The organism is Polaribacter sp. 11A2H (assembly GCF_011379025.1).
In the GTDB taxonomy this organism is placed as follows: Bacteria; Bacteroidota; Bacteroidia; order Flavobacteriales; family Flavobacteriaceae; genus Polaribacter.
The window spans coordinates 20,422-33,879 of sequence record NZ_WTLD01000014.1 but is presented as its reverse complement, the minus strand read 5'-3'; the positions used below and the strand labels follow the sequence as shown (position 1 = coordinate 33,879).

The 13,458-nt window shown below is 33.4% G+C and carries 2 protein-coding genes; one reads left to right on the top strand and one right to left on the bottom strand.

What is annotated here, in order from left to right; all coding sequences use genetic code 11:
* Window positions 1-176: 176 nt before the first annotated feature.
* Window positions 177-398, bottom strand: coding sequence for a hypothetical protein (locus GQS58_RS14850; protein WP_166387309.1), 222 nt, complete (start codon window positions 396-398; stop codon window positions 177-179).
* A gap of 912 nt (window positions 399-1,310) precedes the next feature.
* Here GQS58_RS14850 and GQS58_RS14845 point away from each other — a divergent pair.
* The gene (locus GQS58_RS14845) at window positions 1,311-13,118 is read left to right on the top strand and encodes a cadherin-like domain-containing protein (RefSeq protein ID WP_166387307.1); all 11,808 of its coding nucleotides are present in this window, start codon (window positions 1,311-1,313) and stop codon (window positions 13,116-13,118) included.
* Window positions 13,119-13,458 lie beyond the last annotated feature (340 nt).

Here is a 13,458-nt window from a genome sequence, read left to right as displayed (position 1 = left end):
CCTATAATTTTATCCTGAGAATAATTATTCTAACGATTATGTTATTTGAATTTTAATAAATAATTGAGTAAGTATCTTATAAGTACTAAAACTTTTTAAACACTTGTAAATTACCTATTATAGTAACTATAGCACTCTATGCATTGTCTTATTGACCTACAATAGAAGGGCATTTGCTACTTGCTATCATAACCAAACTTAAGAAAAGTGTGATTATTAATAAAAGATACTACTTGGTTCTCCGGAGGTTTACCAAGAATATCAACAGTAAGTGTTGTTTTAGTCGTTGTAGACTTGTTAGTAAGCCTTTTCACCTGTTTATTATTCTCTGCAAAAGTATTTAAAATACTTAAAACGAATAAAAGGGTAAACCATTTTTGAGTTGTTTTTCTTTTCATTTTTACGGGGGATTAAAAAATTCATAAACTTATTTATACCATTACTTAAGGTTAAAATATAATTCTTACCTAAAATAACTACACAATGATGTTTGTTCTTATTTTAGTAAAATAACATAGCAATTATCTTAAAATATCTTACATAAACCTCTAAAGACTAATTTAGTAAATTTGATTAGACATATCAATAATATATATTTTTTTTCATAAAAACAAACTTTAACCTATTAAATATCTAATATTTAATCAAAAAACATAAACATAACCTTAGCAAAACATTAAATACACAAACAATTATTCAAAAGACTATTCCTTATTCTTTTTTAAGCGCTTTCATAGTTAAAAAATTATTCTTTATTCCTCAAAATATAGTCCTTCAAATCAAAGTCAAAATAACTGCAATCACTGCAATTTCTCGTAACACAAAAAAGCAATTCAAAAGCTAAAAAAAGACTCTGCTTATTTATTAAAATTCATCTAAAAAAAAGATCAATTTTAATTTTTAAAATATTCTAAAAGATCAATTTTAATAATTAATTATTAAAATAAATTGAGTACTACACTCTACAAATAAAAACAATAAAAACACCAATATCAATAAGAAAACACTAAATGAGTAGTAAGTGCGTAGTGATATGAAAGAAGTTTTAATAAAATACTTTTTAAAATTAATTTCTATTTAAAATACTATATATAATTTCGCACTTCTATTTATTTATTATATAGAAAAACCCCTACATTTTTTTCCCCCACAAAAAACACACCTTTAAAAAATGGTGTAATACAGTTATGTGAAACCTATCCATATTCCTATAGAATTTAGTTATGGTTAAGTTAAACGTGCGAAAATAAATTTTATGTTCATAGTTATATAATATGAGCATTTTTAGTGTGATTAATATAAAAAAAATTATGAAACAGCTTTATTTTAACAAAACTAGTATTTCTTTAAAAGTTACTACTAAATTCAGCATCTATAAGTTTATGCTACATACTTTTTTAATGTTTGCTCTATTGGCTTTACAAAATACAACTGCACAAACAACAGCCACACCAAATAGTATTAAACTTAGACATCCTCATCACGTAAAAGGAAAAACAGAAATAGACACTAATTTTTCTGAAGTAGAAAAAATCACATCTTCTACCTCAACGACTCCTCTTATATATAGGAGTGAACCATCTACGGTAGCCCCCCATTTTAATCCTTCTGTAAACTTTTTGGGCTATAAAACAGCGTATACTGCAGCATCGATCTCTCAAACTACAGTTACAAAACAACTCTATCTTACTAATACAAATGCATTAGATAGAATAGACCCTGTAGCTACAAACGATTTAACTACGGCATCAAGTGCTACTATTTCTCAAACTGCACCCCCTGTTTCTGTAGCTAATAAAACAACATATATAAATGCTACTAACTCTAAAACAAGTCATTCTTTTACACATAATACAACGGCTGCAAACCAATATTTAATTGTTGCTGCATCTTATGAAGGTAAAACTTGGAATTCTCAAAGTTCACACTCAAACATTACTTCCATGACTTATAATGGAGTATCTATGACTCGTTTAGGTTTAAATTATGTTAATTATGATAATTATTTTGTTGAAATATGGGCCGTTAAAAACCCTGCAATAGGACCCCATAAAGTAGCTTTTAATGTAGATGAAGGTGGAAGTCTAAAAATGTCTGCCGGAGCTATTAGTTTTAATGATGTAAATCTTAACAATCCTATAAGATCTTCTTCCAATAGATATGGAAGCGGTAACTCTTTTTCACAATCTATTAATGTGCCAACAAACGGAATGGTGTTTGACGCTATTGTTTGGGAAAGAAATTTTAGTAATCATACTCAATCTGTTGGAACGGGACAAACAAAACAGTGGGATTTAGGTCCAGATAACAATCTTTTAATTGGTGCAGCAAGTACAGCAACAGCACCAGCTAATAGCACCATGACTTGGTCTGGTGGTGGTGGTCAATTTGCACATCTTTCAGTTGGTTTAAACCCAAGCTCAACAGCATCTGAAACATCAGTATCCTTTACACAATCATTGGCAGTTTGCAGCCCTTTAATAATCGACAACCTTAACCCTATTGATGTATCTACTTATGTTAGTGTAAAAAGTGGTACAATGCCAGTAAACCCTAATATAACAGCGATTTTAAAATATGGTACAACCAACATAAAAACATTAACAAACCCAACGTATAGTGGAGGTATCTTAACATGGAGTGGCTCTTTGGACACAAATACAACGATACCTGCAGGACAGGCAATAACCTTAGAAATTACATCGGCACAGACTGGTGTTACTTTTGCTATAGATTACGACAGCAAAACAAAACCTTCAAAAATTAACCTACCTCTTTCTACCTATATAGATATTACATCGTATGCCGTTTACGATGCACCTTATCCAGGTGGTAACATTATAACAAGTGCTTCAGCTGGTACCAAAGCTTATTTAAGAGCCATAGTAACCGACCCGTTTGGAGCTGATGATATAAAAGGTTTAAAAATAAATATTTTAGGTAGCCCTGTAACGGCAACTCCTGTAGCTAACGCTGGTTGTTCACGTACTTACGAATATGTTTGGAATACTACAGGGTTAGGTGGTACATACTCCATACCTGCAACAGCAGAAGAAGGGTTTACAGGTAACGGAACAGCTACAAAAGCACTTAGTTTTGATATTTGTTCTCCTATCGTCGATGCTCCAGTATTTTCGCTAGGTGCAACTTCTGATCGTTGCCAAGGTGCAGGAACTACAACTCATACTGCTATATCTATACAAGCTACAAACATTACATATAGTCTAGATACAACAAGTAAAACAGGTGGTAACTCTATAAACTCCACAACTGGTCTAGTAACTTATGTTGCAGGATGGTCTGGCACATCAACAATAACTGCAAGTGCAACAGGTTGTGGTGGCCCAAAAACAGCTACACATACCGTTACTACAAAACCATCTGTAGAAACACCTGTGTTTATTACTAGTGCTTCTTTAGAAAGATGTAAAGGAGCAGCAACAATAACTTATATTGCTAAAGCAGAAAATACAACAGGCATTACATATACGTTAACTCCAGCTTCTGCAGGAACAATTAATACCGCTTCAGGAATCGTGGCTTGGGCATCTAACTGGAGTGGAGATGCAACAATTACTGCTATTGCGGCTGGGTGTTCTGGACCTAAAATTAAAACATTAATAGTTTCAAGTAAGGCTATAATTGCAAATGATGATGCTGTTACCGGACTACAAGGAAGACCGATTCCGGTAAACGTATTAGCCAATGATAAATGTGATATAGATATTAGTACTATATCTATAACCGTTAAACCAGTTAATGGTAACGTACAAGTAGGTAATAACGGAAACGTAGTATACCTACCAAACGGTAACTTTGCCGGTACAGAAACATTTACCTACCAAGTTGGTAGTACTGGGGCTCCAGTAGTTTACGATACTGCCGTGGTAACAGTAACTGTACAAGCAGTAAACGGAGACCCGTGTTTGGAAGCAACCAATAATAAAACATTTTATTTACCGTTTCCGGAAGATAAAAATATGTTAAGGAAAGCACTAATTAGTGCTGCTAGTACTAATCAATTAAGTGCTAACATTAGAACTATTCTGGCTATTAAATTTCCTTACCCTAATACAACTATAGTCTACGATCATTGGGAAGATGGATATGAAGCAGATATTAATAACCCTACACAATCCACCACAACAATTTGGGGAGACGGAAACCTTAGCAATGGTGTAGCCCCTGGCTACCCAACCGATAAAATTCCTGCAGGAGGTTACATTGATATTGATGATACGTTTCGCTATAATTCTAGAAATTCGGCAGAAATTAAATATGATGGAAAAGATAAACTTTTAGCTTCATCTGACGTTGCCATATCAAAAATATCTGGAGATGCTGGCCCAAATGGTAATAGTGGGGGTACTATATTTGACGTTCAAAATACAAAAACCAATGTATTCGATACGAGTCGTTTCGGAGAGCTTTTTGTAATTCCATTTGGAGAGGATATTTCAGGGACAAAATTTGATAATGTATCTGCATTTAAATATACTGCCTTGTTTATTAGGGCAGAAAAAGATGGTACTGTAGTTAGTTTAGATTACAATGGAGATAATAAGGTTGACGTGACACATAACCTTGATGAAGGAGAAGTTTGGCTTTATGACGGAACAGCTAATAGCCCAGGGGTAAATAATGATGTAAATAATGCCAATGATATTAAATCTGGAGCCATTGTTACTGCAAACCATCCAGTAGGTGTAGACTTGCTGTTTGGAGGGATCGATTTTTACGGAACACGTAACTTAGCACTTTTACCTGGTGAATTTTATAGTGATACTTATTATACTCCAGTATACACAACTCTAGATGATGCGCCTGTTTCTGTTTTTTTTACAAATAGTATAGCAACTCCTATGACCATAAAGTGGACTTCTGGAACAAATGCTACCGGAAGTGTTGTACTGCCTGGTAAAGGTTCAAATTTTCTAGAATTACCTAAAACAGCAACTGGTTATAAATTTGAAAGCACAAATGGTAAAGCTTTTACGGCTATTTCTGTTACCGATGCAGATGCAACAGGATCTCAATACGATTGGTCTTACAACCTTATTGCAGCCAATCGTTTAACAACTTTTGCAAGTGTTGCTTGGGCACCTGGTTCTAATGATAAATCAGCAAATTATAATCCAATTTGGATTACGCCAACTGAAAAAACCACTATTTATATAAAATATGATGGTAACTTAACAACTAGCCCAAATACACCTGGAAATAGTTGTAATCTACCTTTTGATAAGGCAGTAGCTTTAAATGCACTCCAGTCCTATCAAATTTATGCCCCAGGCAACGACCAAACCGGAGTAGCAGTATACACATGTAATGATGTACCGTTTGCTGCCGTTTGGGGACAAGACCCTAACGCAAATGGCAGTGTAACACCTGTTGGATCACCTGCTCAAGATGTGGGATATGTGTTGGAACCAAGATGTTTACAACAAATTTTATTTGCAAACGACGATTTAAAAGGTACTTTAATAAATACGCCAGTTACAATAGACTTAGATAATAACGATGTAGGTTTTCTATGTCTTATAGACCCTGCTTCCATTTCTACATTAGGAGTCTTACAACCTGCTAACGGAAAAGTAGTTACAAATGGAGATGGAACTATTACGTATACCCCTAACCCTGGTTTTTCTGGTATAGATGTATTTGAATATAGAATTTGCGCTAGCGATTTTCCAGATGTCTGTGATGTTGCTAAAGTAAGAGTACCAGTTGGTTGTTCCATAACAAATCCTGGAAAAAACAATATAAACGGAACGGTATTTATGGATGATTCTTTAAATGCCACTTTTGATACTGGTGAAGTTGGTAAAAGCGGAATCAAAATTAATTTATATGAAGACAGTAATAAAAATGGTCTTGTAGATACTGGAGAACCACTTAAACAAACAAGCACAACAGATACTAATGGAAATTATTCACTAGAATTTACGGTACCAACAGCACCTATTACAACTATTACTAAGAGTGTTTTACAAAGTTCTGATGATATTGAAGAAGATTCGGCTGGAGGAACACCACTTCTTAACACTAACAGTCTAGATTTAGGTACCTTTAATGGAACTCCACGAATTGTAGGAATGAGATTTCAAAACATGAACATTCCTAAAGATGCAATTATAACCAATGCGTATATAGAGTTTACAGCAGAAGCAACTAATAGTGGATCTACGAACCTTATTTTTTCTGCAAATGCTGTAGATAACGCTCCTACATTTACTGCTACAGCAAATAACACTTCATCACGTACAAAAACAACGGCTACTGTACCTTGGACTTCCGTACCAAATTGGAATACTGTTGGAGGAAAACATAACTCCCCTAATATTGGAAAAGTTGTTCAGGAAGTAGTAAATAGAGATGGTTGGTTTCCAAACAATGCTATTGCAATTTTAGTGGTAGGAGATGGTACTAGAGTCGCTCAATCATTTGATCGTAACTCAAGTAACGCTCCAAAACTTGTAGTGAATTATAGATTACCAATAACCACAAAATATCTTGTAAAAGTTGATGAATCTAGCTTACCAGCAGGTCATACTGTAACAACATCAAATATCCAAAATGCTATTTTTAACAATTCTGATGTTGCCGATTGTGAAAATAATTTTGGTATTGCTAATTATTGTACCAACCCAAATTTACCGGATAGCGATAAGGATGGTATCAATGATATTTGTGATTTAGATGATGATAATGATGGTATTTTAGACACAGATGAAGATACAGGTACAAGTTGTAAGGTTCCTTTAAATTTAAAGGTATCTTGGATTGGAAGTGATTACGATTCGGGAGCTTTTGAAAAGAAAGTAGCAGGTGATGAAATTTATATAGATTTTGATTTTGGAATAATTGATTTTTCAGGCTTTACACTTGCAGATGTTTCTAAATTTAAATTTAATTACGCTACTCAAGGATTAACAAATATTTATCAAAGAATAGAAGTATTAGCTGCAGATTTACCTAAAACTATTGGAGTATCTTACGTTTTACAAGCAGGAGAAACTGGTGTAAATACTGGATTTACGAGTATTGATAAAGTTAGTTTTAGTTCAATTTATGTAGAACTTACTAATGGAATAACAATTCCTATTAGTGATATTGCTGCTATAAATCTTGTAGGTTCTGGTAATGAGACTTTTGGGATTAATGGTGTTAATTTTGATGCGTGGTCATATTATGATTGTGATGGAGATGGAATACCAAACAGTTTAGATTTAGACTCCGATAATGATGGTTGTCCAGATGCTTTAGAAGGAGATGAAAATGTAACCGCAGCGATGCTTGTAACCCCACCAAGCGGCACTTTATTAAAAGGTGGAAACGGAGTAGATCCTGTAACAACACCAACATCTGGTACTCATAATGCCTCAGTATTATTAAACTTAGGAAATTCAGTAGATGCAAAAGGTGTACCTAAAGTAGTTAACGCAAGTGGTACAGCAGATATTGGTGGAGACCAAGGACAAGGAATTGGTACTTCAATAAATACAATTATTCAAAGTACGGAATGTAATACTGTTGTAAATGCAGTAAATGATATTAACCAAACACCAAAAGATACCGCAGTTAACGGTGCATTGTTAACCAATGATGAAAACGTAACAAGCGTAACTATTATAACAATTAATGGCGTAGACCATACTATTCCTGCAGGAACTACTGAAAACCCAGGAAGTGTAGAAATTACAAATGTACCTGGTGTTGATGAAAACGGAAACTCAGTTACAAATACTGGTTCATTACTTATTAAATCTGATGGTACGTATACTTTTACACCTGCTTTTGGTTTTACAGGTACTATTAACCCTATAGGCTATACAGGTGCAGGTGTAGAAGATGCAACAGATACCGCGTTATTATCTATTAAAGTAATACCAAACGTTGTCCCTGGTAATAATCCGCCAACGGCGCAAAATGATGTAAATACTACAGAGATAAATACAACAATTACTAATGGAAAAATACTATCTAACGATAGTGACCCTGATGGTGATACATTAACAGTAACTAGTATTACCACTAATATTACTAATAATTCTAGTGGTACAAGTACGCCAACTACCGTAAATACGTTTCCAATTGCTGGAACTGGACAAACATTGTCTGGTAAAGATTTAAAAGGAGCCCAAGTTGATGTAGCTGGTAAAATAATAATGGCTGCTGATGGAACTTATACCTTTACTCCTGCAACCGAATTTATAGGTACTGTAAATGATATTACTTATACAATTAGTGATGGTAAAGGTGGCACAGATACAGCAATTCTTAGTATATCTGTAAAACCAGACTTTGGTAATACTACATTTGCTAATGACGATGCAAATTCTGCTCCACAAGAAACCAATATGACGGGTAATATTTTGGACAATGATTTTGATCCAGAAGGTAATCTACAAGTGGTTACTGCAGCTTCTGCAAATGGAATAGATATTACTCCCGGAACTGCTATTGATATTCCTGGTGTAGGAAATATTAAAATAGATACCAATGGAGAATATATTTTTATTCCAATAGCGGGTTATATAGGTACAATTCCTATAACCTATACCAAATGCGATACAGGCGTAACGCCACAAGCATGTGATAAAGCTACCTTATATCTTACTTCACTTCCTATTTCTGTAGTGGCTAAAGATGATATAAATCAAACACCACAAGACATTACTCTTAACGGACAATTAACAACCAATGATAAAGGCGTAACAAATGTAACAGCTCAACGTTTTGTTTTAGGAACTGCTAAACAGGTTTCTGGTAAAGATAAAAACGGAAATAACGTTGCAAATGCAGGTAAGTTAACAATTAATAGTAATGGTACTTATGTCTTTGTTCCTGCTACTGGTTTTACAGGAACTGTTGATCCAATTACCTATACAGGAAATGGTACAGGAGGTGCTACAGATACTGCTATATTATCTATTGAAGTAATTCCAAATGTACTGCCTAACAACAATCCGCCAACGGCGCAAAATGATGTAAACACTACAGAATTAAATACCCCAATTACCAATGGAAAAATACTATCTAATGATAGTGATCTAGATGGAGATGCATTAAATGTAATTAGCTTTACAACCAATGTAACAACTAATTCTGGTAGTAATACTACTTCAACTACTGTAAACACGTTTCCTATTTCTGGAAGTGGGTTAACAATTTCTGGAGTAGACATTAACGGAAATACTGTAGATGTAGCAGGTAAAATATTAATGACTGCAGACGGAACCTATACCTTTACTCCAGAAACTGGATTTACAGGTACTATAAATGAGATTGTATACACAATTAGCGATGGTAAAGGTGGCACAGATACTGCGATTCTTAACATAAATGTGATTCCTAATTATGGTAACACAACATTTGCTAATGATGATGCTAATTCTGCTCCGCAAGGAAATAACATGACTGGAAATGTATTGACGAATGATACAGATCCAGAAGACAATAACCAAACAGTTACTTCTGCTTCTGCAAACGGAACGACTATTACTATTGGAACAGCTATTGATATTCCTGCTATTGGAAACATAAAAATAGATACAAATGGAAACTACACATTTATTCCACTTGCTGGTTTTGTAGGAACGATCCCTGTAACGTATACTAAATGTGATAACGGAACTCCATCTGCATGCGATACGGCTACGTTGTACCTTACTTCTATTCCTACTGATGTTATTGCAGAAAATGATATAAATCAGACTCCGCAAGACATTCCGGTAGATGGACAATTAACAACCAACGACCATGGTGTAATAAGCGTTACAGCTGCAGGATTTACTTTAGGAATACCGAAACAAGTTGCAGGTAAAGATAAAAATGGAAATGACGTTAATAATGCAGGTTCAATAATTATTAACAGTAATGGAACATACACTTTTACTCCGGTAGCTGGTTTTACAGGAACTATAAACCCTATAACGTATACAGGAACTGGCTCTGGTAATATTACAGATACGGCAACATTATCTATTGAAGTAATTCCGAATGTTCTAACTAGCAATAATCCGCCAACGGCGCAAAATGACGTAAACACTACAGAGTTAGATAAAACTTTAAATTCTACGGTACTTTCTAACGATAGTGATCCTGATTCTGAAGATATATTAATTGTAACATCTGCAACAGGCTTATTAATTAATACAGAAACAACCGTTAATGGTATAGATGAAAATGGAAATAGCGTTACTGCCGGTACCGTTAAATTAAATACTAATGGAACGTATACTTTTGATCCAACACCAACTTTTGTGGGTACTGTAAATGACATTATTTATACCATTAGCGATGGTAATGGTGGTACAGATACAGCTATTCTTAGTTTAAATGTGATTTCTAATTACGGAAACACAACATTTGCGAATAACGATGCGAACTCTGCCCCACAAGGAGAAACAATGACAGCTAATGTATTAACAAATGATACTGACCCAGAAGATGATAAACAAACAGTTACTTCGGCTTCTGCAAATGGAACAGCTATTACTATTGGCGTTGCTATTGATATTACAGATATTGGAAACATTAAAATAGATGCCAATGGAAAGTATACTTTTGTACCAGATGCTAATTTTACAGGAACGGTTTCTGTAATATATGAAATTTGTGATAATGGAACTCCAAAAGCCTGCGACAAAGCCACTTTATATTTAACTTCTATTCCTGTTATTCTTGCGGCAGACGCAATGATTACACAAGTATATCAGTTTGGTAATGAAAGATGGATTGAAATTACAAATATTGGAAAAACAGAAATTCCTGCAAATACCATTAATATTCAATTGTTTCAAAACAAAACAATTGCAGAATTGGTTACACTACCTAATATAACTAACAATATTCCGTCATTAAAAATAGGTACGCCATTAGCTGCAGGTAAATCTGTATTAATTAAAAACAGCGGATCTACTACTCTTAAAAATCTTGGAACTGCAAATATTATTGAGAATGAAAGCTTAACTGCGTTAGACGATACCGTTAATGATATCATTATACTTTCATCTACTACAGGAATTACTTCATGGCTTAATAGATATGATGTTGTTTCTAATATTGCTAACAAAACATCGATAGTAAGAATAGATGAAAGGTTAACACCTAATAAAGAGTACACAGCAAACGAATGGGTGGTGTTTGTAAATGATATTGAAGGCGATAAAGATTATATTTCTCCTTATGCAGAAATTAGCAATACAATAAAAGGTACTCCGAGACATCCACAAGCTCCTGTAGTATCAGAAATACTAAATTCTAATAAAGAAGCAAACACTCTGTTGGGTTTACATAGAATAGATAAAACTATTTCTAACTCTAGCAACGATAAAACTTGGACAAATGGTTACCCAGACAGGTCGCGTGAAGTAGTAATTGATAAAGATTTTGAATATGCAGATAGTAGATTAAGTGCTAGAAAACTAGAAGTAGCTGCAACTAAAAAGTTAACAATAAAAGATCAATTATTAGTAGTTACAAATAATATTATATTAAATGGAGATATTCGTTTAAGAGGTCCTTTAGCTCAATTGGTGCAAACACATACTGATGGCAGTATGGTTTCTGGTACTGGTAAATTATTAGTAGACCAAAAATCTATGGTGCCTAGTTTATATAGATATGGTTATATGAGTTCGCCAGTTACATCAACATCTTTGGTAGACACGTATTCTTTATTTGATGTACTTAGAGATGGTACAGATATAGACAACCCTAAAACGATTACTTTTAATCAGAATACTTATGACGGTTCTTATACATCAACAGGTATAACAATCGCAGATTACTGGGTATACTCCTACTCGCCTAGTTCTAACGGAAGATCTAATTGGATACACCAACGTAACGATGGAGATATTAAAAGAGGTGATGGTTATACTTTTAAAGGACCTGGAAAAAAAGATGGCCAAATCTATACTTTTATAGGAACCCCAAATGATGGAGATTTTAACACTATAAAAAATATAGGTGCTAGTGAAGATTATTTAATAGGTAATCCTTTCCCTTCTGCTATGAATGCTAGAAAATTTATTGAAGACAATAAAGATCAAACTACGGCGACACTTTATTTCTGGGAACATAAAAAAAGTGCTATTGGAGAAGGTAATGGAATTGATGGCCATGTATTTGGCGGATATATCGGTGGATATGCAACGGTTAACTTAGCTGGTGCAGTTGCTGCAGATGCTGTTGCTGCTAATAGTAATAGCGGTACTTCTGGATTAGGTAGTGAAACTTATACAACACCACTTCCTTACATAGCAATTGGTCAAGGTTTCTTTATTCAGGGAGATCCAAAAACAGGAGGCGAAATTAAATTTAACAACAGCCAAAGAGCTTATGTTAACCAAGGTACAAAATCTGTTTTCTTTAAAGGTAATAAGAAAACCAATAAATCTAAATCTTTTGATAACATATTACCTTTTATTAAATTAGGTTTTGAATATAAAAATGATGAAAACCTACTGATACATCATCAAACAGGAATCTCTTTTCTTGAATCTAATTCTTTTGAATTTGATAAAGGATATGACTCTGAAATATACGAAACAGGTAAAACAGATATGTATTGGAAATTCCCTAATGACGCTAAAAAATATGTAATTGCTGGTGTACAAGAAATTTCGAATGAACTAGAAGTTCCTTTAGAAATTACAATGAGCAATTCTGGAACGGTAAATATTATGGTAGATGAGGTAAAGAATATATCTAACCACCTATTTATTACAGATAAACTTACAGAAACTTCTTATAAAATTACAGATGGTAAAATTACGTTAACCTTAGAGAAAGGTTTATATACAGATCGTTTTGTACTAGCTTTTAAAGAAGCTGCAGTACTTGGTTTAGATAAAGATGTCTTAGCGGCATACACTAATATTTATGCAGACAATGAAAACCAACAAATTGTAATTTCTAAAAACAATGAAATAGAAATTAATAAAGTAGAATTGTTTGATATTATTGGTAAAAAAGTAAGTATTTGGAATATTAAAGAACAAAAAAATACTTATCAATTAGATATCAAAAAACAAATACCAACCGGTTTTTACATTGTAAAAATGAGCACAAATAAAGGCATTATGAATAAGAAAGTAGTAATAGAGTAATTTAATTCCGTCTTCTTAGTTTGCTAAATAAGGAGATAAAATCATTTAAGGCTTAAAATAGAAAAGATTATTTAAAAGAGGTTTTTAAGAAAATTTTTATCTTTTATTATAATTATTAGTTGCGTCCCCACAAAACTAATCTCTTTTCTATTTAAGTCTTTTTTAAATAAAACTTTTATACATTCTTATTAAAATTAAAAGGTAGACTTAAGGTAAACTCTTAAGAAGTACACAAGACCACAGTAGTAGAATTAAATTTCTTATACTGTGGTCTTCTTATTTTTACCCATTAAAAAAGAACTAAAATAGATTACCTCAATAATAACATTTTAAGATATCA